This is a genomic window from Natranaeroarchaeum aerophilus (assembly GCF_023638055.1).
In the GTDB taxonomy this organism is placed as follows: Archaea; Halobacteriota; Halobacteria; order Halobacteriales; family Natronoarchaeaceae; genus Natranaeroarchaeum; species Natranaeroarchaeum aerophilum.
The window spans coordinates 83,402-108,876 of record NZ_JAKRVY010000005.1 but is presented as its reverse complement, the minus strand read 5'-3'; the positions used below and the strand labels follow the sequence as shown (position 1 = coordinate 108,876).

The 25,475-nt window shown below is 62.0% G+C and carries 18 protein-coding genes; 7 read left to right on the top strand and 11 right to left on the bottom strand.

The genetic code is table 11. The features are described from left to right. Nucleotides 1-10: 10 nt before the first annotated feature. Nucleotides 11-565, bottom strand: coding sequence for a hypothetical protein (locus AArcSt11_RS10365; protein ID WP_250596863.1), 555 nt, complete (start codon nucleotides 563-565; stop codon nucleotides 11-13). Between the two features lie 167 nt (nucleotides 566-732). Between AArcSt11_RS10365 and fdhF the strand changes: the two genes are divergently transcribed. The 4 genes from fdhF to AArcSt11_RS10345 all read left to right on the top strand — a co-directional run bounded on the left by fdhF (nucleotide 733) and on the right by AArcSt11_RS10345 (nucleotide 6,385). Then, nucleotides 733-2,865, top strand: a complete 2,133-nt coding sequence (gene fdhF / locus AArcSt11_RS10360; RefSeq protein ID WP_250596862.1) for a formate dehydrogenase subunit alpha — start codon at nucleotides 733-735, stop codon at nucleotides 2,863-2,865. A 1-nt stretch (nucleotide 2,866) separates the two neighbouring features. Next, entirely contained in the window at nucleotides 2,867-4,570 is a 1,704-nt protein-coding gene (locus tag AArcSt11_RS10355) for an aldehyde ferredoxin oxidoreductase family protein (RefSeq protein WP_353617749.1), read from the top strand. Nucleotides 4,571-4,745: 175 nt separating this feature from the next. Next, the gene (locus AArcSt11_RS10350) at nucleotides 4,746-5,915 is read left to right on the top strand and encodes a glutathione-independent formaldehyde dehydrogenase (RefSeq protein WP_250596861.1); all 1,170 of its coding nucleotides are present in this window, start codon (nucleotides 4,746-4,748) and stop codon (nucleotides 5,913-5,915) included. A gap of 317 nt (nucleotides 5,916-6,232) precedes the next feature. Continuing rightward, nucleotides 6,233-6,385: a hypothetical protein gene (locus AArcSt11_RS10345; protein ID WP_250596860.1), complete on the top strand. Its 153-nt coding sequence runs from the start codon at nucleotides 6,233-6,235 to the stop codon at nucleotides 6,383-6,385. Between the two features lie 18 nt (nucleotides 6,386-6,403). Here the strand turns inward: AArcSt11_RS10345 and AArcSt11_RS10340 are convergent, their stop codons facing one another. The 7 genes from AArcSt11_RS10340 to AArcSt11_RS10310 form a co-directional block, all read right to left on the bottom strand. After that, nucleotides 6,404-7,474, bottom strand: a complete 1,071-nt coding sequence (locus tag AArcSt11_RS10340; RefSeq protein WP_250596859.1) for a CobW family GTP-binding protein — start codon at nucleotides 7,472-7,474, stop codon at nucleotides 6,404-6,406. Nucleotides 7,475-7,512: 38 nt separating this feature from the next. Next, nucleotides 7,513-8,811, bottom strand: coding sequence for a GTPase HflX (gene hflX / locus AArcSt11_RS10335; protein WP_250596858.1), 1,299 nt, complete (start codon nucleotides 8,809-8,811; stop codon nucleotides 7,513-7,515). A gap of 100 nt (nucleotides 8,812-8,911) precedes the next feature. Beyond that, entirely contained in the window at nucleotides 8,912-9,661 is a 750-nt protein-coding gene (locus AArcSt11_RS10330) for a pirin family protein (RefSeq protein ID WP_250596856.1), read from the bottom strand. Between the two features lie 90 nt (nucleotides 9,662-9,751). After that, complete coding sequence (locus AArcSt11_RS10325) at nucleotides 9,752-10,411, bottom strand: queuosine precursor transporter (RefSeq protein ID WP_250596854.1); 660 nt, start codon at nucleotides 10,409-10,411, stop codon at nucleotides 9,752-9,754. A gap of 52 nt (nucleotides 10,412-10,463) precedes the next feature. Continuing rightward, nucleotides 10,464-12,500 (bottom strand): S9 family peptidase, encoded by a 2,037-nt coding sequence (locus tag AArcSt11_RS10320; protein ID WP_250596852.1) that lies wholly within the window; start codon nucleotides 12,498-12,500, stop codon nucleotides 10,464-10,466. A 65-nt stretch (nucleotides 12,501-12,565) separates the two neighbouring features. Further along, nucleotides 12,566-15,415 (bottom strand): UvrD-helicase domain-containing protein, encoded by a 2,850-nt coding sequence (locus AArcSt11_RS10315; protein ID WP_250596850.1) that lies wholly within the window; start codon nucleotides 15,413-15,415, stop codon nucleotides 12,566-12,568. Next, entirely contained in the window at nucleotides 15,412-18,081 is a 2,670-nt protein-coding gene (locus tag AArcSt11_RS10310) for a PD-(D/E)XK nuclease family protein (protein WP_250596848.1), read from the bottom strand. The genes AArcSt11_RS10315 and AArcSt11_RS10310 overlap by 4 nt, the downstream gene beginning before the upstream one ends. A gap of 518 nt (nucleotides 18,082-18,599) precedes the next feature. Between AArcSt11_RS10310 and AArcSt11_RS10305 the strand changes: the two genes are divergently transcribed. From AArcSt11_RS10305 to AArcSt11_RS17215, 3 genes are all read left to right on the top strand, one after another. After that, the gene (locus tag AArcSt11_RS10305; RefSeq protein WP_250596847.1) at nucleotides 18,600-19,379 is read left to right on the top strand and encodes a sulfite exporter TauE/SafE family protein; all 780 of its coding nucleotides are present in this window, start codon (nucleotides 18,600-18,602) and stop codon (nucleotides 19,377-19,379) included. 88 nt (nucleotides 19,380-19,467) lie between these two features. Then, nucleotides 19,468-20,727, top strand: coding sequence for a digeranylgeranylglycerophospholipid reductase (locus AArcSt11_RS10300; protein WP_250596846.1), 1,260 nt, complete (start codon nucleotides 19,468-19,470; stop codon nucleotides 20,725-20,727). A 123-nt stretch (nucleotides 20,728-20,850) separates the two neighbouring features. Next, on the top strand, nucleotides 20,851-21,000 hold the full coding sequence (locus AArcSt11_RS17215; RefSeq protein ID WP_434803498.1) for a DUF7563 family protein: 150 nt from the start codon (nucleotides 20,851-20,853) through the stop codon (nucleotides 20,998-21,000). A 410-nt stretch (nucleotides 21,001-21,410) separates the two neighbouring features. On the opposite strand, the gene AArcSt11_RS10295 is transcribed toward AArcSt11_RS17215, so the two are convergent. The 3 genes from AArcSt11_RS10295 to AArcSt11_RS10285 all read right to left on the bottom strand — a co-directional run bounded on the left by AArcSt11_RS10295 (nucleotide 21,411) and on the right by AArcSt11_RS10285 (nucleotide 25,332). Then, on the bottom strand, nucleotides 21,411-23,372 hold the full coding sequence (locus AArcSt11_RS10295) for an archaea-specific SMC-related protein (protein ID WP_250596845.1): 1,962 nt from the start codon (nucleotides 23,370-23,372) through the stop codon (nucleotides 21,411-21,413). 135 nt (nucleotides 23,373-23,507) lie between these two features. Continuing rightward, complete coding sequence (rdfA, locus tag AArcSt11_RS10290; RefSeq protein WP_250596844.1) at nucleotides 23,508-24,158, bottom strand: rod-determining factor RdfA; 651 nt, start codon at nucleotides 24,156-24,158, stop codon at nucleotides 23,508-23,510. A gap of 895 nt (nucleotides 24,159-25,053) precedes the next feature. Continuing rightward, nucleotides 25,054-25,332, bottom strand: coding sequence for a winged helix-turn-helix domain-containing protein (locus AArcSt11_RS10285; protein WP_238477071.1), 279 nt, complete (start codon nucleotides 25,330-25,332; stop codon nucleotides 25,054-25,056). Nucleotides 25,333-25,475 lie beyond the last annotated feature (143 nt).

The window sequence follows — 25,475 nt, the reverse complement described above, 5'->3', positions numbered from 1 at the left end:
CTGACGAATATCAGATGGTCAGTTGCCGAAGCGAACGATACAGCGTCCAGAGGTCGCAGTCGATCGCTTTTGACACCGACCGACAGCTATCGAGATACCGTTCGTACTCCTCACGCGTCGGCGGATCCGGGTACGGCTCGTCCAGTTGTCCGGCCTCCAGAAGAGCTGTCCACTCGCACTCGCCCACAGCGAGATAGCGGTCGGGATCGATAAAAAAGAGAAACGCCGACGCGACGGGGACGCCGACGCCGTCGAGCGCGGTGAGCGTATCGAGCGCGTCGTCGAGCGATTCCGCGTGGGCGGCGTCGACGATGGCCCGTTTGACTACCCTGCGGTCGTTCCCCTCGAACGCGTCCTCGCGCTCGCGACGCTCGCGGTTCGAGATCGCCCCCATCTCGCGGCGGTAGTACCACTCGACGACCCAGATGGCGTCCCGCCGACCGAACTCGCCCGTCTCGAACGCGGCGGGAAGCGTCTCGATGGCCTCCTGTTCGACGGTGTGAAACGGTGCTTCCCGTTCGTACTCCGCTGCGAGTCGGTCCACAGTACCCGGAGATAGCTCCATCGTGTGTGGTATCGATCTGGTCATTTGTCAGCCTTGGCCCCTGTCGGTCTCGAACCAGTGTGCAGTTCCCTCCGATCGGTGAACCGTTCAGATCGCGTAAATTACATTGATGCCGGTTCCGAACGTCATTCCCTAACACAGTCCACACCGTGTGGGGGATTCCGATCATGGCAAGTGAGCAATCAGAACCGGTCAAAACGATCTGTCCGTACTGCGGCGTCGGCTGCGGGATCAAGGTACAGCAAGGCGATCAACCGGGCGACGTCCGGTTCATGCCGTGGGGCGAGGCCCCGGTCAACGAGGGGCGCATCTGCATCAAGGGCGGTGCGGCGACCGAGGTCGTCGACCACGAGGACCGCCTCACGGAGCCGCTGATCCGAGAGGGAGACGAGTTCCGGGAGGCGTCATGGGAAGAGGCGTACGATCGGATCACCGAAGAGATGGAGCGCATCAGCGAGGCGTACCAGCCGGACGCGATGGGCTTTTTTGGCTCCTCGAAGGTGATGAACGAGGAGAACTACCTGCTCCAGAAACTTGCCCGGCGCTATGGCACCAACAACATCGACAACTGCACGCGGATGTGTCACGCCTCGACGGTCTGGGCGCTCCGGACGAGTCTGGGCGCGGGGGCGATGACCAACAGCATGCGCGACCTGCGTGAGGAGGCCGACCTGCTGTGGATTCAGGGGGCAAACCCCGGCGAGCAGCACCCGATCGCCAACAGCCAGTACTTCCGTCAGGCCGTGCTGGAAGGGGCAACCGTCATTCAGGTGGACCCACACGCCAACAAGACGACCAGATCCTTCGAGATCGAGGATACCGACCGTCATCAGCATCTCCAGTTAAATCCGGGAACGGACATCCCGCTGCTGAACATCGTCCTCACGACGATCCTCGAAAAGCACGAGGACGATCCCGATGCGGGCTGGATCGACGAGGAGTTCATCGCCGAGCGCACCGAGGGGTTCGACGACCTGAAAGAGACACTCGCGGAGTTCGATAAGGAAGAAGCCGCCGAGCAGTGTGGCATCCCACTGGAGGAGATCGAACGCGCCGCCGAAAAGTACGCGAAGGCGGATAACGCCGCCATCTTCACCGGAATGGGAATGAGCCAGCACGCCTGTGGCGTCGACAACGTGCAAAACGAGATCAACCTCGCGCTGATCACGGGCAACCTCGGCCGGGCGGGGACCGGCGTCAACCCGCTGCGCGGCCAGAACAACGTGCAGGGGACCTGTGACGTCGGCGCGATGCCGAACGTTCTTCCCGGCTATCAGCTCGTCGACGACGACGAGGCCCGCGAGAGCGTCGAAGACGTCTGGGGGTTCGAGATCCCGCCGGAGCCGGGTCTGACCAACGTCGAAATCTCGAATGCGGCAGGGAGCTCCATCCACGGCCTCTACATCATGGGGGAGAACCCGGTGATGTCCGAGCCGGACGCCAACGAGGTCAGAGAGCGCTTCGAGGAGCTGGAGTTCATGGTCGTCCAGGACATCTTCATGACCGAAACGGCGGAGTTCGCCGACGTAATCCTTCCGGCGACGACCTGGGCGGAGCGCAGCGGGACGGTCACGAACACCGACCGGCGCGTCCAGCGGATGCGCGGCGTCGACAAAGTGCATGAAAACACGAAACACGACCTGGAGATCCTGATGGAGATCGGGAGTCGGCTCTTCGACGAAGAGACCTTCCGTTTCGAGGATGTCGAGGCTGTCTTCGAGGAGCTCCGGCAGGTTTGCCCGAGCTACTACGGGATGACCTACGAGCTACTCGGTGAGGAGGGACTGCACTGGCCCTGCTACGAGATCGGCGACGAGGGCGATCCGTTCCTCTACGAGGACTCGTTCGACACCGAGAACGGGCTCGGACAGATCGAGGGCGTGGTCCACCAGCCGCCAGCGGAGGTGCCCGACGACGAGTACCCACTGACGCTGACGACGGCGCGGCTCGAAGAGCATTACAACACGGGGACGATGAGTCGCCGGTCGCCGACGCTCAATCGACAGCACCCCGAGAACTTCGTCGACGTCCACCCGAACGACGCCGAACGGTACGGTATCGAGGACGGCGAGTACGTCACGCTGAAATCCCGGCGCGGCGAGATCACGCTCAAAGCGCAGGTCACCACGGACATCAAGGAGGGATCGGTGTGGACGACACCACACTTCGCCGAAGCCTCCGCGAACGTCCTGACGAACAACGTCCTCGACGAGCGCGCAAAGATCCCCGAGTACAAGACGGCCGCTGCCGAGATAGACGTCGGAATCGAACCCGCAGAGGGAGCGCCGGCGGACGACTGACGTGGCTGTGATCGCTCCAAACCGCCTTCTTCGGGTGGATCTCAGGAGGCGGACCGTGACGAGCGAGCGCGTCCCCGAGCGATGGCTCCGCCAGTACATCGGCGGGAAAGGCCTCGGTGCGCGCTACCTCTACGAAGAGCTGGAGCCGGGAACCGACCCGCTTGGTCCCGAGAACGCGCTCCTGTTTATGCTCGGTCCGCTTACCGGGCTCGTACCGGGCGATGCGCGGTACGCCGCCGTGACGAAGTCTCCACTGACCGGTACCTTTCTGGACTCGTACGCCGGCGGCGAGTTCCCGGCGGTGCTGGCTGGCGCGCTCGACGAGCATATTGGGCTTCTGATCGAGGGGGCGGCGAGCGAGCCGGTCAGGATCGACGTCGAATCCGGCGAGGCGTCGGTCGTTCCCACGGACAGCTGGGGCGAAGAGACGGTCGCGACCGCCAGACACTACGACGGATCAGTCGCCTGTATCGGCCCGGCAGGGGAGAACCGTGTGGCCTACGCGACGATTGCGTCGGACGCCGGGGAGCATCACGCCGGGCGGGGCGGTGCTGGCGCGGTAATGGGCGCAAAGCGTCTGAAGGCTGTTGTTGCGCGCGGCGATCCGCCGACCGGACTAGAGACGCTCCGGGAGCGGTACGAGCGCCGGTACGAGACCGACACGGCGACCGACTGGCACCGCGCGAGCGGCACTGTCGAAAGTATCGACTTCGCCGACGCAGTGGGTGCGCTCGCCGCCGAAGGGTGGCAACGACGCGGCGTTGAGGACGTCGACACGCTGGGGATCGAGGCGATCCGCGAGCGCGCAACCGGCCGCGAACGCCCGGACGAGGTTTCGCCCGGCGACTTCCGCGTCGAGACGGAGTCCGGCGAGCACGTTCCCCGCGGCGGGACCGCGATGTCGCTCGGCGCGGGCCTCGGCATTGACGAGTTCGACGCCGTCGTGGAACTGGGGGGGCTGTGTGATGAACTCGGTCTCGACCTCATTGACGCCGGAAGCGCCGTGGCGTGGACGATCCGGGCGAGCGATCGCGGGATCGTCGACCGGGAGATCGAGTTCGGTGACCCGAACGGAGCACGCGAACTGCTCGGGGAGATCGCACTGCGAGAAGCCGCGCTCGGCGACGCGCTGGCGGATGGCGTGGACGCCGCCGCTGAGCGGTTTGGTGGGGGCGAACTCGTTCCCACCGTCAAGGCGATGGCGCTGCCAGGATACGACCCCAGAGGAGCGCAGAGCATGGCGCTCGCATACGCCACCAGCGACAGGGGCGCGTGCCACCGCCGGGCGCTCCCGATCGAACGGGAGGCGTTCGCGGGCGACTGGACGCCCCAACGCGTCGCAAGGGAGGTCGCTGTGGAGCAGGACCGGCGATCGGTGCTCTGGAGTCTCGTCATCGACGAGTTCGTTGCCCCGGTCTTCGACGATCTCGGCGCGGAATGGCTTGCGGCTGTCGGCGTAGCGCCCGATACCGACCTGCGAACCGTCGGCGAGCGTATCTGGACACTTACCCGACTGTTCAACGTCCGCGAAGGCTTCGGCCGGACCGACGACGTGCTTCCACAACCGCTCGCCGGGCCGGAGGGGGTCGACCGAGACTCGTTCGAGTCGATGCTGGATCACTATTACGACCTCCGCGAGTGGACGGCCGATGGCCAGCCGACTCGGTCACTGCTGGATCGGCTGGATCTGTCGGATATTCACTGATATGGGGTTACAGAGCTCCCGCCAGATCCCGGTATCTGGTGCAGATGTGATATATTTACTATATTAATATAGTCTTGAAATTAATACTGAGGGAATGATACTCTCAGGTGTTCGGAATTAACTATAATAGCCGAACTGTGGAAACCTGTCTTGCGGGGGGAGTTACCATATGTCAATGAACGCAGTCGTATATCAGGGGGAGTACGACGTCACGATTGAAGAGGTAGAGGAACCGGAAATTCAACACCCGAACGACGTGGTGATCGACATCACGACTTCGGCCATCTGCGGGTCCGACCTGCATATGTACGAGGGCCGGACTGCAGCCGAACCAGGCATCGTCTTCGGACACGAGAACATGGGGGTCGTGACAGAAGTCGGGGAAGCGGTCAGCACGCTGGAGGAGGGCGACCGGATCGTCCTCCCATTCAACGTTGCGTGTGGGTTCTGTCAGAACTGCGAGGATGGCTTTACGGGATTCTGTACGAACGTTAATCCGGGCTTTGCTGGCGGGGCGTACGGCTACGTTGCGATGGGACCGTACAAGGGGGGACAGGCCGAAAAACTCCGCGTCCCGTATGCGGACTTCAACGCGCTCAAACTACCGGAGGGGCGCACCCACGAGGACTCGTTTGCGCTGCTCGCGGATATCTTCCCGACCGGCTGGCACGGAACCGAACTGGCGAACCTGCAGCCGGGTGATTCCGTCGCGATCTTCGGTGCCGGTCCGGTCGGACTGATGGCCGCTTACAGCGCCAGTATCAAAGGTGCCTCGGAGATTTACGTCGTCGATCAGGTCCCGAGTCGCCTCGAACTCGCCGAGAAACACTGTGACGCGAGGGGGATCGACTTCACCGAGGGCGATCCAGTCGAGCAGATTATCGATCAGCACGGTGGTGAAGTCGACAAGGGCGTAGACGCGGTCGGCTACCAGGCCACCGATCCCAAAGACGTCGATACGGATACCGAGGACTACGCCTACGACCCGGCCAAGGAGAATCCGGCTGTCGTGCTCAACCAGCTGATTCAGGTGGTCCGCCCGACCGGACAGCTCGGTATCCCGGGACTGTACGTCCCAGAGGACCCCGGCGCGCCGGACGATATGGCCGCGCAGGGACGCCTCGGAATCGACTTTGGGAAGCTCTTCGAGAAGGGTCTCAAGCTCGGGACGGGTCAGTGTAACGTCAAGCAGTACAACCGGCAGCTACGCGACCTGATTATCGAGGGACGCGCCGACCCGTCGTGGGTGGTCTCCCACAGAGTCGATCTGGAGGAAGCTCCCGAGATGTACGAACGGTTCGACGCGCGTGAGGAGGGCGTCATCAAGGTCCTGCTCGAACCGTAGGACGGCCCGTTTTCGTTTTTTCAGGCCTGTAACCAGGCGTCAGGATGTTGTTCTCGTAGATGTGAGTGGTACGCACTAATCGCCTCGGGGAAGGAGTCGGCGAAAATCGCCCATTCGCATTTGCTGCAACCGTGTTCAACCCACTGTTCGTCCTGTTCGATGTACGTTGCCGAGTTCATTTTTGTGCTATCCGACTGCTGAAGTCGTTGCTGTCTCTCTCCAGTACAGGGATAAGTACTTGTTGGCCTCCGCCGTTATTGCGTGGGGCAATAGGCGACGGGACAAACCCTATCTACGCGCCCGTCGAACCCACGCGTATGTGCCAGTACTGCAGCGCCGCTTTCCACGAGGGCTGGTCGCAGCTACTCGAATACGACGATGTCTACCAGTCAGCGATGGCGAGCGAGACGCAGTCGACACACGGCTTTCACGAGGACTGGGACGAGCTTCGGGAGACGTTCGAGGGGTGAGCTGAGGTTCAATCGCGCCTATAGTGGGAACGGATCGCCCGCCGACTCCCACTCCCCGGTCGTCGTCTCCTCGACGAGACAGCGGTCGAGTTCCTCGCGAATGCCCGTCTCATCGAGCGAGCGACCGATGAAGACCAGCTCCGTTCGCGGGTCGTCCCGCTCGGGATCCCACCGGCCGATCGGTCCGGCTTCGACGGATGGTCCGGCCTGACTGAGGCCGATTACCTCCTCCTCGCGACCCGCAATCCGACAGATACCTTTCGCCCGGATTATCTCGCCCGTCCAGTCGTCGAGCCAGTCGGCAAATCGCTCGGGATGAAGCGGCTGTGTCTCGCGGTAGACAAAGGAGGTAACGCCGTGGGCTTCCGCGGGCGAACGTTCGTGCTCGTCGTGGTCGTGAGCGAGACTGCGCTTCCAGCCCTGTGACTGGCTGGCCTCCTCGAAGTCGAATCGACCAGTACCGAGAACCAGATCCGGATCGACCATCGAATACTCCGTTCGCTCGATGTGGGCCCGTGGCTGTAGTTCACGGACCGTCGCCTCGATCTCGCCGAGCGCATCGTCCGGGAGCATATCGGTTTTGTTGAGCAACAGCACGTCACAGAACTCGATGCCATCGATGAACACTGTAGAGAGCGGCCGTTCGACGTCCTCATCGGGCTGGCGATTCTCCGGGTCGAACTCGTTCCAGAACCCGAAACTGTCCAGCACCGTCACCATCGTGTCAAGTTCAAGTCGGTCGGCCGTATCCTCGACCAGTGTTTGCGCGATTGGGATCGGCTCGCTGATCCCGGACGCCTCGACGACGAGCACGTCGAACTCGCGGGTTTCGGCCAGTCGCTCTGTTTCGGTCGCCAGATCGTCGCCCAACTCACAGCAGATACAGCCGTTCGAGAGGTCGACGACCCCCTCCTCGTCGCTCTCCCGGGTGAGCAAATCGGCGTCGACGTTGATTTCCCCCATGTCGTTGACGATTACTGCGATCTCCCGGTCACCCGGGTTCGACAGCAGGTGGTTGATTAGCGTCGTTTTTCCCGCTCCGAGATAGCCACAGACTACCGTCACCGGGATCGTGTCGTTCTCCCCCATACGTACGAGTTCGTTCCCGACTGCAAAAACCCCAACCGTCAGGCCGACTCGGCAGCCGGCGAAAGGTCGCTGGCTTTCGACCGCGACTGCTCGACGACGGTCGGTCTGGCCTCGAAGTCGACGAGCACGTCGTCGTCGCCGTAGTTCACGTCGTTGACCTGTGCGTTGTCGTGGATCCACGAGACGACGCTCATCGTCTCCTCTGTCATCGGCAGGACGAGCCGTTCGTGCTTCCAGTCGGGCAAATCGGCGTCGATCCGGTCGATCAGCGCGTCGACGTTCTCACCGTCCTGTCCACTCACTGCAACGGGGTTCGGCGCGAGCGCCGACAGCGCTGCACGTTTCTCGTCGAGCTCCTCGGCGTCGACTTTGTCGATCTTGTTCAACACCGTGACTATCGGCGCTTCGTTGCGCTCGTAGAGCGTATCGTGGCTGGTCACCAGTTTCTCGCGGATCTCCTCGACGGGATCGCTGACGTCGACGACCAGCAGGATGAGATCGGCGCGGTACACCTGATCTAGCGTCGACTTGAACGACTCGACGAGCCAGTGAGGCAGATCACTGATGAAGCCGACCGTGTCGGTAAGCAGGACGTCACGCCGGCGCGCCTCCATCTTCCTGGTCGTCGTCCCGAGCGTGGTAAAGAGTCGATCCTCGGACTCGGCGGTGGAATCGAGGTCGGGATGAAGCTCCTCGTTCTCGTCGACGTCCAGATCGGCCGCGAGCTGGCGCATCAGCGTCGACTTGCCCGCGTTGGTGTAGCCCGCCAGTGCGACCAGATCGAAGCCCGACTCCCGCCGTTGCTGGCGTCGGTGCTCCTCGGTCTTTTCGATCCGTTCGAGCTCGTCGCGGATGTTACTGATCTGCTTTTTGATGTCCTGCTCGCGGCTCTCGTCGTACTCGCCAAGGCCCATGAAACCTGGGCGTTCCTCGCGTTTCGCCAGGCTCGTCTTCGCCTCGGCGCGCGGGAGTTCGTAGCGGAGCTCGGCCAGTTCGACCTGTAGCTGGGCCTTGCGCGTCTGGGCGCGCTGGCCGAAGATATCCAGGATCAGCGTGAACCGGTCGATCACCTCGACGCCGGTCGGGAGCTTCTGTCCCAGATTGTACGTCTGATACGGATCGAGACGGTTGTCGAAGATCACGGCCTCAACGTCGGTCTCGGCCGTCAGTACCGCCAGCTCTTCGACTTTCCCCTCTCCCATCCCCAGGGCAGGGTCTTCCGTCCGGGTCTGGGTGACCTCGCCGACGACGGTATAGCCCGCCGCGCGGGCGAGGTCGATGATTTCGGACGTGTCGGGCGTGCCGGAGTCGACGCGTTTGGCGATTATCGCGTTCATGTGAGTGGGCCTGTCAGCTGTGGCTACCGATAGGCGCTCGATACCTATTAAATGCCGGTCCGGTGCGATCGGACAGACAGGAGAGATCAATGGACCGCCCTCAGCGCCCGATCGTTCCCTGCCGAGTCACGGGCGCGTCCGGATCGATCAGGAACGCCACCAGTATCGAATCGGTTGCCGCCGAAACCGGGAGCTCTCCGTCGACGAGCAGGCCGCTTTCCGCCTTGCTGAAACTGGTATCGCCAGCCGTCACCTCGCCCTCGAACACGTAGAAGTACGTATCCCGTCCCGACGCGGACGGGAGATCGACGGTTTCCCCCTCACCTAGCCGGATATCGTAGAAATCGACCTCGTTCCGCACGAACAGCGGCGCGTCGGATCCCTCGGGGCCGAACAGATGCCGCCACTCGTTTGCGACCGGAGCTGGGATCGGTTCGTGTTGAATCTTCGACGGCAGTTCCAGACTGGGCGGCCGAACGAATATCTGGAGCATGCGAAGCGGTGGATCGTCAGCAAGTGTGCGTTCTTCGTGCCAGAAGCCGCTCCCGGCGTTCATCACCAGCATGTTCTCCGCGTCGGTGACGAGTTTATTCCCCTCACCATCGTCATGGCGCATGACGCCGTCGGGCACCCACGAGATTATCTCCTCGTTTCGATGCTGGTGCATCCGGATCAGCGTGTCTGGGTCCATGAACGACTCGACGACGGTCGCGAGGGGGCCGTAGCCGTGGTCGTCGTGGTCGGGATGGTTCCGGCCGGGAAAATTGAAATGTGTCCGGAACTTGCCCTGATTCTGCGAGACATCAGTTCGAGGAGATTTATACAGGCTCTGTGCGGAGTGGGGGTCCATACACGCGAATTAGGGAATGAAGACAGATAGGCTCGCCGCCGTGATTGTGGGCAAGAAGGGACCGGCTGGGGACGGAACGGTCAGTGGTATTCACGCCGTCCGATCCACGATTTCCGTCACCGCGTAGAACGGCACGGTGTCGATCGCCGCGACCAGTAGCTTCACGAGATACTGGCCCAGCACGATCGAGGCGAGCGCCCAGCCCCATTGTGGGTCACCACCCAGCCCCAGTGCGGGGAAGATCGCAAAGCCAAGCGTGATGAACACGACCGTATCGACTCCCTGACTGACGGCGGTCGAACCGCAGTTGCGGACCCATCGATATCGGCCCGCCGTTCGCTGCTTGAGCTCCGAGAACAATCGGACATCGAGGTGCTGTGCTAGCGCCAGTGCGACGACAGAGGCGAGAATGATCGACGCCGAGTCCCCGAGCGTCTGTGCGAACGCCTCCTGCTCCTCGAAGACTGGGGCCGTGGGCATCCAGATCGCCATGAAGACGAGCGCGTACGAGAGCACCAATGTCAGGACGGTGCCGTTGACCACCGCGGCGGCATACTCCCGGCCGTGATATTCGACCAGTAAGTCCGAGGCAAGATACGCCAGACCGAAGGCGACAAAACCCGCGGGGATCGCCACGGGGCCGATCAACGGCAGTTCGAACCCGGTGAGCTTTGCTGCCAGTACGTTCGCGAGGACGACCGACCCCGCGAACACCGCGGTGAAGATCGCCTTCGTATCGTCGATGTTCATACGAACTGGTGAATCGGTGCTATTTCAAGAACCCTTCGGTAAGACTCGGATCTTATTTCTCCGTGTCGTCAGCGCCCTCGCCCGCCGAAAGTTCCGCCTCGTCGTCCCGTTCGAGTGCGGGGGGTGCGTCGTGAGACTCCGAGTAGCCGTCGAACCAGCGGGCGATCCGTTCGATCCGGTCGACGACGTGGGCGGGCTGGCCGCTTCGGGAGAGTTCGTGGCCCTCGTCGGGATACCGGACGAAGCGGGTGTCGACGCCGTGTTTCCGCAGGAGTCGGTAGAACAGCTCCGCAGTGCTTGCAGGAGTTCGGTAGTCGTCGTCGCTGTGTACCACGAGCGTCGGCGTCTCGACGGCGTCCGCGTGGGCAACCGGCGACTGCTGCCAGAGGAACTCCGGCTCCTCGCTCGGCGTCGTTCCGAAGTCGCCCTCGACGAGTTTGTACGCCCCGTCGGTCGATCCGTAGAATCCGGTGAGATCGTAGACCCCTCGCTGGGCGACGGCGGCCTCGAACCGATCGGTGTTGCCGACCATCCAGCCGGTCATGAACCCGCCGAAGCTTCCGCCGGTCAGGAACACCTGCGAGCCATCGACGTACTCGCGATCCGTGACGTGGTCGACCCCCGCAAGCACGTCGTCCATGGTCGTTGTGCCCCAGTCGCGGTCGATCGCCGACATGAACGCCTCGCCGTAGCCCGCCGACCCGCGGGGGTTCGACCAGAAAACGACGTAGCCGCGCGCGGCGAGCGTCTGGAACTCGTGGAACATCGTCCCGCTGGTCGTCCACATCGCGTGAGGGCCCCCGTGTACCTCGACGACCAGCGGGTACTGCTCGGACGGGTCGAAATCCGGCGGCGTGAGCAGCCAGCCCTCCAGCTCCTGGCCATCCGGTCCCTCGTAACGCACGGGGTCGGGCTGACTGACCCCTCGTTCGTCCAGATATTCGGCATTGACACGGGTGAGACGGTGTTGTTCCGCGCCGCCGAGTGTCATGGCGAACACGTCGCCCGGATGGTCCCACTCGCTTTTGACCAGCGCGACGACATCCGCGCCGACATCGACACCGTCGATACTCGCTCCGTCTTCACGCAAGACTCGCTCGGGCTCGGTGTCCTCCCACCCGACTGCCCACAGCGTGACGGCCCCCTCGTCGGGCGCCGTGAAGTACAGCTGCTCCTCGTCGGGCCCCCACTGCGGTGCGGCGTCGAGCCCGAGTGTCCGATCGAGATCGGCCGTCGGCGTCGTGACGTGCTCGGCGTCGACATCGACGACGTGTAGGTCGGTCTGGTTGAGCGTGGCTCGGTCCGGATCAGTGTGCGGGTGCGCGACGCGACCATCCGCCGTCGCGGCGAGGTGTGTCGCCCAGCCCGCCGCCGTGTGAACCGCCGCGGATGTCCCCCTTTTGACATCGTGTTCGATGATGTTGTACTCCATCGAGTCGTCAGGGTCGTCGCCGACGCTCTCGGTGTAGTACAGTGTGTTCGCGTCGCCCCACTCGGGCGCGGCGAAATCCCGGTCGCCCTCCGTGAGGCGGTTGACATCGTCGCGTTCGAGGTCCGCGAGGTAGACGTGACTGCGCTTGCCGTCGAAGTACTGTTGTGTCGACCGATAGACAGTCCGATCGATCACGCGAGGGTCGGCGGGGTCGGCCTCCCAGTCGTCCGGCGCTTCGAGATCGCGTTCTTCCTCCCGGTCCTCGGCGCTGGCCTGCTGGACAAAGGTGATTGCGCTTCCATCCGGTCGCCAGGCGATCGATCCGACGCCACCCGAAACCGCGGTCACCTGTCTCGCCTCGCCACCGTCGGTTGGTAGCACCCACAACTGCGGTCGGTCGTCGTCCTCCCCGCGCGTCGAAACGAAGGCGAGCCGATCACCGCTCGGGCTGAACCGTGGCTCGCTGTCAACGCCCTCCTCGATCGTGAAGCGCCGCGGCTCGCCCCCTCCTGTCGGAACGACGTAGATCGTCGCCTCGTAGGAGTCGTCGTCCTCCGGAACTTTCCTGACGTAAGCCACCCGGTCACCGTCGGGCGCGACCCGTGGCTCCTCGACCTGCACGATATCGTGGTAGTCCGCAGCAGTGATGCGGTTCATGACAACCCCTTGGGAGACGAGTAAAAAGTGTGTTCTGCACGGTGTAACGTGAAGCGACTGCCGCCTCAGCGTTCGCGCGCCGCCGAAACGACGTTCGATAACTCCGTCTCCGAGAGCGGCTCCACGCGGACGCGCTCGCCCCCGTCCGTGTAGAAGATACTCGTCGTAACCTCACGGTCGGGGTAGACAGCTTCGAGGACGTGATGATACACGCTCAACTGTTTTCGGTACTCATCTTCGGCGTGTCGGCCACGGTCGGTCTTGTAATCGATCACGTCGACGCGCTCATCGGTGACGTGGACCAGATCGACGACGCCGGTGATCGTTACCGTTTCGCCGTCGACGTCCAGGGGGAGATGGATGTCCTCCTCGACGAGCAGTTCGCCGTCGAGGCCATCGAGAAACGCCGCAACGGCGCGTTCGTCCGACCCCTCCGGCGTCACTCCCTCGCCGAGCGCGTACGCTTCTGCGAACTCGTGGACTCGGCTCCCGAACTCGACACCGCGTCCGTCATCCACGCCCTCGAAGACATCGTCGCGCATGATTGTGTGGGGAGTTTCCGCCGCTGGACCGTCGCGACCCTGTACGTCTGGCGTGAACGTCGGTTTCGCCTCTGTGGAAGCCGACACCCCTGCGACGTCCGGATCGATCTGTTCGACCGCTACGGGTAATGATTCGAGGAAGGCACTGGGTGTCTCGCCCGCCGAAAAGAGGACGTGGTGCTCGGCCCGCGTAATCGCCACGTAGAGCAGACGGCGCTCCTCATCGTAGTTCCGCGGGAGCGTCCGCTTCAGGACGTCCGAGCGCCAGTTCCGGAAGACGTGTGGCCGGTCGTAGGCCTCGGCATCGAAGACCGTCCGCTGTCGGAGGCCGACCGGATCCCCGAACGTGATATCGCTCGTCCCGCCGCCGGAGGGCGGGAACGAGTGCTGATTCATGTCCGCAAGGATCACGATGGGATGTTCGAGCCCTTTCGTCGCGTGGATCGTCTGGACGGTGACGGCGTCCGTCCCTGCCCCGACGTGGACTTCGCGGGTCGTCCCGGTCTCGATGCCGCGCTCGATATACCGGAGCAGGTCGCCACGGCTCATCGTCGTCGCATCGTGGACGGACTGGACGGCATGCAAGATAGCGTCGGCGACCGGGCCGTCGTAGCCGTAGCGCTCGAAGACGTGTCGGGCAATCGCACCCACAGTCTCGCGGTCGCGTAGTTCGTCGGCGAACCCGACCAGGTTCTGGGGGTAGGTCCCCGAGGATAGCATGGCGTCGATCTCTGGTAACGAGTAGCCCACACGTTCGAGCAGCGGGGCCCACCCACGGTCCGCATCGTACTCCAGAACGCGCAGCCATGCGAGCAGCAGTTTCGCCGGGTCGGTCCGATAGATCTCGACGCCGCCCTCGTAGGCCATCGGGAGGCCATTCTCGGTGGCCGCCGCGAGCAGTTCGCGGCCGAACGCGCGTCGGCGCGTCAGCACCGCGATGTCACCGTACTCCGGCGCTCGGAGGTCGCCACCCTCGTCCTCGACCGGAAACCGTTCGTCCCCGACGATATCGTGGATCCGCGAGAGGAGCGCCTCCTGTTCGTCCTCGCTCTGAAAGGCCTCGATCCGGGAGTGGTCGTAGTCGGAAACGGCGTCGAGCGACGTGACGTCTTCGAGGATCGACTCCGCGTCCACCGCTTCCTTGCTCGTTGCCGGGGCAACCAGCCCGTCCTCTGCGAGGTCGAGGATCGCCTCGGTCGAACGGTAGTTCTCGACGAGTGAGATTGTCTCGACATCCGGCTGTTCGAAGCCGACCCGGTCGTGGTCGCGGTTCAACTCGGCGGCGAACCGCCCCAGTCGATCCTCGAACGCGACGATGTTCTCCACGTCGGCGTACTGGAACCCGTAGATGCTCTGTTTCCAGTCGCCGACGACACAGAAGTTCTCGGTGCCCGCACAGAGCAAGGCGAGTTTGAACTGGATCTCGCTCGTGTCCTGGAACTCGTCGACCATCACGTACTCGAAAGCGATCCGCTCGCGCAGCGCATGGTCTTCACAGAGCAACACGTACGCGAGCAGCTGCAGGAAGCCGAAGTTCAGGTAGTTCCGGCGAAGCGAGAAGCGGAGATAGCCCAAGTACACGTCGTGAACGAACGATTTGAGACGCTCGCGGTCCTCGTGGAACGCGTGCTTGGCGAGTACGTCGGGCACCTGCTTGCCCTCGCCGCGGATCTCGGATTTCGATGGAGCGTCCGGTAGATACGTCCCGGAGTTGCCGTAGCTGTAGAGCGCGGAGCGGAGCGCAGATTGCTTGTTGCCGCCGTTGCGTGGCTCATTGCGCTCATCGAAGATTTCTCTGAAGCCCTCGAAGTCGCCATCGAGGTGGCGCTCGCCGTCCCTGTACCAGCCCTCGGCGGTCGGAAAGACACCCTTCGCGGCGAGTTCGTTGAGCAGGTCGAGCAGGTCTGTCGGCTCCGACAGGGCGGCAAAGATGTCCTCGTACTCGGGATGGTCGTCACTGAACCCGTCGATGAACTCGCCGAACAGGCTCCGCTCGACGAACTCGTCGTCGAGCAGGCGCGTCGAGTCGGTGATATAATCGTCGATGCCCAGCAGTCCCGGCGCATCGTGGCCGTGTTCGAGCAACAGATCGTGACACAGCGAGTGAAACGTCTGGATCGGCGCGTCTTTCAGTTCGCGCGTCCCGTACCCCGAGCGGTCGACGATCCGCTCTCGCATCTCCCCGGCGGCGTTGTTCGTGAACGTGACGAGCAACACGTCATCGGGCTCGACTCCCTCCGTATCGACGATTCCGGCATACCGGCGCGTGATTGAGAATGTTTTCCCCGTCCCGGCACCGGCGTCGACGAGGTAGGTCCCCTCGGTGCTGTCGATCAGTTCTCGTTGACCGGGGTTCGGCGTGAACTCGCTCATCGTTCGCCCTCCAGCAGCAGATCCCGGTGGTTCAGATAGCGCTCGTTTGGCTCCTCGCCGGGACCGCCGACCGGAAACCGCTCCTCTCCGGTGTGGCGACGGTTTAGCTCCGCGAGCTGGTCGTCGAGGAACGTCTCGAACGCGTCCAGATCCCCCTCGAAGTAGTTCCGGTCCCTGATCCGAGTCAGTTCGCGCATCGCCTGTTTACAGCCCGCCACGACGTACTTGTATTCCCCGACAATCGCTTGCATTCGGTCGATGAAGCTCTCGCCGAAGGCCGACTCGATGAGTTCGTCGCTATCCGTCGTGTGGTGGATCGGAACCTGCTCGAAGACCGCGGCGTAGTCCCGGTACTCGACCTGTGAGAGGGTCTTCTGACACTTCTTCGCACCCTCATCCCGGAGCGCCTCGAACGTCGACCGGGAGCTCGCGTACTCGGAGAAGTGCTTCGGGTAGTAGGTGATCGTGGTCAGCGCGTCGTCGAGCTCGCCGTCCTCGACGTCGAGGTCCTCCAGCGCGAGTTCGCCCGTCACGATCTCGTCGAGGAGTTCGAGGAAGTGGACGAACGTGAAGGATAGCTGGCGGTCGGGATACTGCGAGCGCCAGTAGGTGAGGTACAGCAGCGCCTGGAAGTCGGGCGTGTCGCTGGGCGGGTCGATCGCGGCGTTGCCCACGACCGCTGTTGCCCCCTTTTTGCTGCCGCTTTTGAAATCGACGAGGTGTGTGGGATCGGCGACGAGGTCGATCTTCCCTCTGACGCCCAGCTCCTCGTCCTCGAACCAGCGTTCGGTCACGGGCGAGTCGATCGACCTGTCGAAGTGCTCGGCGACTGCGTTCGTTCCCCACCCATCGGACGGCGACAGGAAAGCGGTATCCTCGGGGCTGACGTCGTCCAGATACGCGACGAGCGTGTCGACGCCGACACGGTACTCGGTTCGTTTTCGCCCCTCGTCGACGCTCCGGCGGAACGGGCGCGTCTCCTCGACCAGCAGGTCGACGACCGATTCGCGGACCGACTCGTCGACAAAGTCGGGGTGGTTCACGTAGAACTCGGCGAAGTCGTGAAACAGGTTCCCCTCGGCGAAGTACTCCCTGTCGGGCGAGGAAAGCAGTGTGTCGAAGCAGTAGTCCCGCGGCGAGTTGACATAGGAGCCGAGCGAGGACTGGCTGACGGCGTCGACGCCCAGCAGGCGCGTCGATGCAGTGGGTTCGGAGCCATCGACGAGTCGGTCACGGTCGAAACTGCCTGTACCGTCGTCCGTCTCCATCGCTTGCGTCTCTTCGTCGCGTATTCGCCCGTAGGCCACGCTCGGCAGGTCCGAGAAGCGCTCGTACTCCCGATCGAGCAGTTCCTCGAAGTACAGACACGGCGTCACGGGCGAGCCGCCAGTCGCGTCCTGTACGAGGTAGTGCTGCTCGACGCCGCTCTGGAGCAGCAACTGGAAGTCCTGGATGTTCCGCGTGAACTGCTCCGCCCCATCCACCCACGGTCGCCGCGGTGCCGAATGCGTCCAGCGGTCGTCCATACCGAGGAAAAAGACCGTGGGGCGGTCCACGTAGGCCGCTGATTTCGCGTCGGCGAGCAGGACACCCTCGTTTTCGCGGTCTACCGGCATCTCGTACGTCGAGAGGTAGAAGGTCAACCGGTCGACGTTCGCTTCGGTCGCCGGGGCGTCTGCCAGTCCGAGGCGCCCTAACTCCGTCCCGAACGCGGACAGCGAACAGTCGGCCCGGTCCTCGTACTCCGCGAGCACGTCGACGAGTGTGTACTCGTGGGCAGCCGCTGCAAGCGAGCGGAGCCACGACAGGTCGGCAGCCGATTCGTCCAGTTCCGAAAGCCGTTTTTCGTTGTGCTCACGGGAGACGTCGACGCCGAGCCGAGAAAGTACGGGTCGGACATCTCCCACGCGCACGTTGGAGCTTCCGTGGAGCGTTCGCAGTAGCTGGACGAACGCGCGATGATCAGGATCGTCAGCGAATCCCGGACCGCCGTAGAACGGAACGTCAGCCGCCGACAGCGCCGATTCAATGAGCGGCGAGTACTCGCTTCCGGCATCGAGGACGACTGCGATGTCCTCGGGAGCGCCGGACTGTGCGGCCTCGACAACCGTCTCGACGATGGCAGTCGTGGTTTCGAATATCCGGAACGGCGGGAGCTCGAAGGCATCGTCGCTGAACGGATCAACGACCTCGTAGGACTCCGGCAGGACAGCCCGTTCCAGCGGCGTCAGCTGGTCGAGGCCGACGACCGCGACGTTCTCGCTCTCGATTCGGTACTCCGTCAGGCGTTTCGAGGTTGTCTCCAGCGCGCCGACGCGGTCGAGCACGTCCCGCGTCACGTCGTTGATATGCTCCTCGTAGGCCAGGATCGCCTCCCGGGTGCCCTGATGCTCCCAGCACTGGAGGATATCACCAATCGCGTGAGCTGCGGGTTTCCACCCGATATCGGCATCCTCGATCACGGACAGAAAGGCAAGTCGGTCCTCGGCAGTCTCGCGTCGCCCGGCCGCAAGCCGGCGCGGCGTGGTCGCAAACGTCCCGAGATGCGGACGGTCGAGCCGACGATTCAGCGCGCTTGCAAGCGGTGCATCCGGTACAACCACGAGGTCGAACCCTGCGACCTCCTCGTACAATCGATCGACGGGTTTCGCCAGCGGGAAAGACACGGTACTACTCGGCGCGTCATCCATAATAAATTCGGGGTTGGCGCAGACTGGTGTGGGATCGAAGTCGTGCCGAAACCAGGAACAGCCTGCACAAAGAACAGGATACGAGTATGTTTATAGATATGAGAGTTAAGCGCAGGCCGTGATCCGAAACGAGGTAACGAAACACTCAATGAAGTGGAATCTCGATGAAAATGCCTTTTCAAGCCGTAACATACGGTTTCAGTGTCTGACGATCTGTTTTTCGCCAGTATAGAGCTGGTCGAGGGGCTGGGAGACTTATTATGCCAGAGACGTCTGACCCTCACCTGTTACCGGTGCTGTGTCGCATCAATCTCTCCACGTGAGGTGCTACAGGAACAATTAATAGTCTGTTATTTAGTACGATAGTACAACAGTCCTATATATAGGCAGGCTGCTTCTCCGGATCAGCCACTCGACGATCGACTGTCGATCTGTGAGCATCCTGCACACACAACCACCACAGGGATATGTACCTGCTACGAGACGAACGAGTAATGATCGACTCGCTGGCCTCCGTGGCAGCCCTCATTGCCGTTATCGTCCTCGCCGGTGCGGTGAACGGACTCGCGGGCTTTGGCTTCGCCGTCGTTGCCACGATGGCGCTTGCGACTGTCATTGATCCGGCGACTGCGGTCGTGTTCATGATCGTCCCCATACTCGGGGTGAATCTCTCGCTCGTCGGCGAGGTCTCGGGCGAACAGCTACGAACCTGTGGACGACGGTTCGCACCGCTGCTGATCGCCGCGCTCGTGGGGATGATCGTCGGAATGGTCGCTCTCGACGCCCTGCCGGACGCGCCGTTGCGAGTTGGTCTCGGACTCGTGACGCTCGCGTTCGTGGGGAGCCTCCAGCGAGCAGTGTCGATCCCTGCGGTCAGCCGGGCAAAAGAGGCGTGTTTCGTCGAGTCTACGGGCGGTATGGCGGCTGTCGGCCTCGTCTCCGGCGTCCTCTTCGGTGCGACGAACGTCGGCGTCCAGCTGGTCGCGTATCTCAAGAGCTGTAACCTCTCACATGGCCTGTTTGTCGGCGTCACGGCGATGCTCTTTCTGGGACTCAACGCCGTGCGTGTGGGGACGGCCGGAGCGCTCGGACTCTACCCCGACAGCCTCGTCTTTCTGGCATCTGTCGCGGCAACCGTCCCTGCCGTCGCTGGCGTCCTGATCGGCAAGCGACTCCGTCATCGGATCGGTGAGAGCCTGCGTCGCCGGGTCGTGCTCGCCCTGCTGACTATCATCGGAATTCGCCTGCTGCTGGGTGGGGCAGGGATCGCATGACCAGTCTGCATCCCAGTTATATATAACACGCTTTCCATGATATGAACTGTTAAGAAACATTGATAACGGGGACACCCAATCACAGCATATGAACGACGAGTACGACGTCGTGATCGCTGGCGCAGGTCCCGCGGGCGGTCAGTGTGCCCGGGATCTCGCCGCACGGGATTACGACGTTCTCGTGCTTGAAACCGAACCTGAAGCGGAGTTCCCCCGTCAGAGCAACAAATCCACAGCCGGAACCTTCCCGTCGATGATGTCGGCGTTTGGGGTCCCCGGCGACGTGGTCCAGCAGTACACCGATTCGGTCGTACTGGAGTCCCCAAACGAGCACTTCACACGCGACCTCTCCGGGGCTGTCCTCGACTTTGCCGCGTTCAAGCGCTGGCTTGTTGCGGAGGCCCGGGAGAACGGCGCGGAGTTTGGCTTCGACGCCCGGGTCGCCGGGCCGGTGATGGATGGTGGCGAAATCGTCGGCGTTCGGTTCGACGGCGACAGGGAAGTGTACGGCGAGATCGTCATCGACGCGACCGGTCCGAGCGCGCCGCTGGCATCCGAACTCGGCGTGAGCACGCTCGAACGCGAGAACCAGGCGATCGGGATCGACTACCACATGGAGGGGATCGACCTCGACCACGAGGGGTATGGTGACCTCCACGACGCGATGATGCTCCGGCTGGATCACGACATCGCACCCGGCGGTTACTCGTGGATCTTCCACACCGGAGAGGATACCGCGAAGGTCGGCGTCTGCTACATCCAGAACGAGCGCCACCGCGAGAAGGCCAAAAGCGGGATGACGATCGACGGGTACATGCAACACTGGCTCGACACCGACCCCCGCTTCGAGAACGCGAGCAAGATCGAGGGCGGTGAGGTACTGCGTGGCTCCGCGCACATCCAGATGCCCGGCAGGATGCACACTGATAGCTTCATGGCGATCGGCGACACTGTTCCGACGATCGATCCGCTCTGGGGTGAAGGCATCAACAAGTGCATGCAGTCGGGACGGGCCGCGGCGATCGCCTCGGACCACGCGCTCACGCCAAAAGAACCGGATACCTCCGCCGATCGACTCTCCGTATACGAGGACCTGTGGCACGAGCAGGTCGCACCGAAAATGAAATCTAGATTGCTGATGACCGAAATCCTGTATCTCGCGCCGAACGACCGCTACGATCGGCTCATGACGGATCTCAACCGTCTGGACGACGAAACACTCTCCAGAGCCAACGACGGCGACAAAGCTGCGATCCGTAAACTCCTTCATCTCAGCGATATCCCGGAGCTGGTAACGTGGGCGAAACGACGCCTCCGTGATCCCTCAAACAGGTGGAACCCCGCCTGATCGTCAGACAAGCCGAACGGGCCAGAACTGCCGTAGAGGCGCTCTAACATGTTTTAAGGAGAATATAACGTCAGGTATACGGTGAGTAACTATACCGTACTGAGAACATTGCATGGATGAACCATGCCACGATGTGATAACTGCGGCGGCTTCGTCACGCAGAACTTCGTTCGAGTATTCGGCGACAACCAGGACAACGTACAGGGATGTATGAGCTGTTGTGATCGGACGGCTGTCCGGGAGGGCGGCGTCGTCGCAAATCCCTCTACCTGAGTGGTTCCCGCTGGCGCAATCTAGAGAGTCGGCGACGTGGCGTCGGCCAGAGAGTTCGACAGGGACGCCATCGCGTCGACGCTCACGGGAGCACTGCGAGCATTCGAAGGCTGAATCGTTGTTCTTCAGGATGAGATTGGCCTGACTTTGAAGTCGGCAGTGGTAGGAACTTGTTACTTGACCGGTAGTGTGACATTGGTCAGAATACAGTGGTTCGGAGCCGTGATAACGGGAATACTGGCCACAATGTTTAGAATTTCTACAATGTGTGATCACGATAGATGCCACTCAAATCGGCTACCGAAAACGGTCTGTGGATCACGCCGGACCGGTACTTCGTACGTCCCGGATCACCGATAGGTATGAGATGAACGAATCGAAGTCCGGTCGTCCAGAAACCTGAGCGGCCCTCAGATATCGGTGACGCGCTCGTGATCAATATCGAGCGCATCGGCGTCCTCGAACAGCAAGGCAACGACGAGGTAGGGCGCGTACTCCCGGAAGTACGCGACAAGATCGGCGATACGGTCGGAGTCGATGGCCTCCAGCGAGTCCAGCAGCATGAACGGCACCGTCTCGTACACGTCGTGAACAAGATAGCCAGCGAGCGCGAACACCAGTCCTGTCACCTCGCGCTCGCTCTCGCTGAGATGGTTGATATCGTCCTCGTAGGCCGTGCCGTCCTCGGTCGTCCGGACGATCTTGAGATCGAACGTGCTCTTCGTCACTTTTCGACGGCCCTCACGAACCTCCCGTTCGTTTCGCTGGATCCAGATGCGGTCGAGATTGTCGTACGCCAGGAGCTCCAGCAGCCGTTCCATGTGTTCGTTGAACGCCTCGACTGCGTCCGCCTCGATTCTGTCGATCCGGGTCCGGAGTTCGGTGAGGGCCTCCGCGACCTCATCGCGTCTCGTTTCGAGGTGGTCACGCTCGTCCAGTCGTGACTCGATCTCTTCGATCTCCTCGGTGATCTCACGCCGCTTCTGTTCTTTCTGTTCGATCTCGAACTCGACGGAGTTGGCCTCCCGATGTTTGTCGAGCACTTCCTCGTAGCTTTCGGACTCCAGTGCCTCGACCTCTGATTCGAGCTGCTCGACAGCGTCCGCAAGTTCGTCCAGCTGCTCCTCGTAGCCCTCCAGTCGATCGGTTCTATCCTCGATTTCGCCTTCGACCTGTTCGATCCGGCGTTCTAGCTCGTCGACTTCCGACCGCTTGGATTCCAGCTCGTCGGCGTCCTGTCGTCGCTCGCGCAGCCGGTTTGACACGTCAGTTCGTTCCTCCAGTTTCTCCTTCCGGCTGGACTGGAGCTGTTCGACTGTGGTCTCGATCTGCTCGCGCGCGACTTCGGAGCCACAGGTCCAGCAGACGACCGAATCCTGCTCGGAAAGGAGCTGGTCGGTGACGTCGCTGTCGGTGTCCGAGCGACCGGCGTCTAGCTCGCCAGCCTGTGCGTCCGCTAGCCGGTCCTCGTTGAACTGGATCGTACTCTGGAGCTGGCTGATCTCCGCCGTCAGCGACTCCTTGCGACCCTCCAGCATCTCGATCTCACTTCGCAGTTGCTGGAGTTCGGCGGCGCGGTCCTCCGGAAGTTCGGCCAGCTCCGATTCGAGTTCCTCGTATTCCGATTCCAGCGCGTCGATGCTCTCTCGTTCGGTGTCGATCCGCCGCCTCGTGCGTTCGCGTTCCGACCGAACCGACTGGAGCTCGTCGAGCTTCGATTCGAGCTCCTGTTTTTCGGCGCGCGACGTCTCCACGTCGGCGTCGACATCGTCGATCTCCGCCTCGATAGCGGCGAGCTCGGACTCCAGATCCTCTATTTCGCCGTCGAGGCGCGTTCGTTGCTCTTCGAGTCCCGGGAGCTTGGCGGAAATATCGTCCAGTTCCGAGAGTCGGTCGTCGATCCGTCGCTTCTCTTCGGTGCGCTCGTCGATCTTTGACCGGATTACAGCCGTATCGACGGGACGCATGATGAGTTCGCGGAGATCGTCTCCACGGGCTACGGCACGGCGAGCTTCGTTCGACTCCAGCAGGAAGGCAAACAGATCCGCGATCTCGCTGTCCTCCAGATACGGGTCGCCGTCGGTCACGATCGCGGTACCGCTCCGTTCGAGCGACCGCTCGTAGACATCGTCGCCAATCTCGATACTGGCATGCCCGGTATCGGCGTCCGCCTTGAGCGAGATCTGGTCGCTGCCGAGCGCCGCCATGATCGCCTGCAGAAGTGAGGTTCGGTTCGTCGCGTTCCGGCCCGTAAGCGCCGTAATCCCTCGATCGAGCGTCACCGATGTTTCGTCGATCCCGCCGATATTCTCTGCCCGGACAGTGACTGTTTCGGGGAGTACCTCGTCGTCTACAGTAGCGCCTGATTCCATTATTCAAAACGACTCGGCCATCCTACTTATTTGTTGTTCATCCCGGCAATCAGAAACCGTCTCGTGAGCCACGTATTACACGAGTACATCTGTAAACTTCTCGCGGGAGGCGGACGTGTGACAGCGAAACAGTCGTCACTCACTACGCTCAGGGGCGCTGTCCGTCTGACACTCGCAGCCACCGCGTTCGAGAAGGTCACCCGCCGTGTACTGGCGGCCACAGTCGCTACAGATAATCGAGACGTCGACCAGCACGTCGTACTCACCGAGATCGATCACGTCCGATCGATCGAGTCTGTCGATCGTATCGTCCGTTACCGCCACGGTACGATTCTGAAGCGCCCGGATTTTGTCCCGCGCGCTCTCGACGCGTTCTTCGTCGTCCGGCGTCACCATGGACGCGTCGAGACAGTCCGTCAGGTGGTTGTGAACGGTCTGGTGGGAGACGAAATCACTCTCGACCTGTTCGACCGGCACGGAATCGTGTTCGAGTTCACGGCGCGTCTCGGTTCGCATCCCGCTGCTTACATCGTCGTCGGTCAACAGGCGGTAGGTGTTCTCGACCTCGCCGTCCTTGTAGGCGACACCGGCTTCGTCCATCGCCGCACGGAGGGTCGATCGGTTGACGTACGTCGCCAGTTCGCGTAAACTGTACCGCTCCTCGCCACGTCCAGTCCAGTAGGCCACCAGTTCGTCGTTCAGCGCTGCGAGGTCGTACTCCTCGAGGACCCGACCGACCTTGCAGTTACACGGTACGTCTTCGAACCGCTCGTCGGATGAGTTCACATCTCTACCCAACGTAGTGGTGAAATAAATACTTTCTTTTCAGTGGACACCACCGGGCGTCACGGTGACTTGTCGAGAGCAGCATTCGGCCGGTAATGGTGTGTTACCCGCTGGAAGAACGTTCCTACTGCGTGGCCAGCAGTAAGGGTTCAGCCGGTAATGCGACGACTCTCGACAGTAGGTGTTAGATACTATCTGGTCGAGTACTACTCGAGAGGCGGGCAGAACTGGACACGCCGGGAGCACATTTCAGCGATAGTATACGTCTGAGGTTCGAGGACGCCAAACCGCAAGACTGCGATAGGGTGTCGTTCCGAGTCGAGCCGCCCATGTAGTCAATGATAGATCAATATGATGACTTTCTAACAGCTCCCGTCAGATGTATATACGGCTAACCTGAACTTACGTTCCATGCCGAAGTGGCTATCAGAAAGCGATCGAGAGCGTATTGCAGAGTTCGCGGCGACGCCGAAATACAAACGGGACCCCGAGATGCTGGCACCGGACGACGACGAGGAAGACGACGAGTAGCGAGCCTCCAGAGCCAGAGCATTTCCCGGATAGCGCTAGCTACAGCCCCGATGGGGGAGCAGATCTGGATCAACGCATCCGCGCCGGACACGTGCGGAGTCCAGAGCGCGTCGAGTCCGGGAACTACGCGCTCACTGTCAGTGGCGAGTCGACCAGTACGCGCTACCAGAGCCGCTCCACGGCGAGCCAGAGCGCCGATACGGGACCGTTCTGTCGGGGATAACGCCGACTGGACCTGCGGAGGCACTACTATCGGGTGATAGGCCATACGGACTCCAGTGGCGGAGAGAGCCAGAGAGTCACCTCCGAGAACGCTCACGCTGCCACGGCAGGTCGATCAACAGTCTGCTCGATTCGTCGCCGATCACTCGACCATGTTCTCGGCCTGGATCTGTTCCCAGATCTCTTCTCCGGCCTCCGTAATCCCGTAGACACGGCCCTTTTTGCGATCCTCCGAAACGAGCAGGTCCACCAGTGTTCGCTCACGCAAACTACTGAGTGCCCGTGAAATGTGGGCAATCCCCGCCCCGGAGTCGCTGGCTATCTGGGTCGGCGTCGCCGGACCCTCTGACAGTCTCCGAAGTACTTCCACACGATACCGCGAGCTGATAACGAAGCCGATCTCGTCCCATTCATCATTCATAATTGGATCTCGCTTGCTATCGCTTGGTCTACGCCAGGCGGCTTAATACATGTCTATCGTCAAAACTGAATTCCCCAATAAATCATATTTTAAGCTTCGTAAAACTATATCCGTTCGTGGATCGCGTGATATAAGCTATTTAT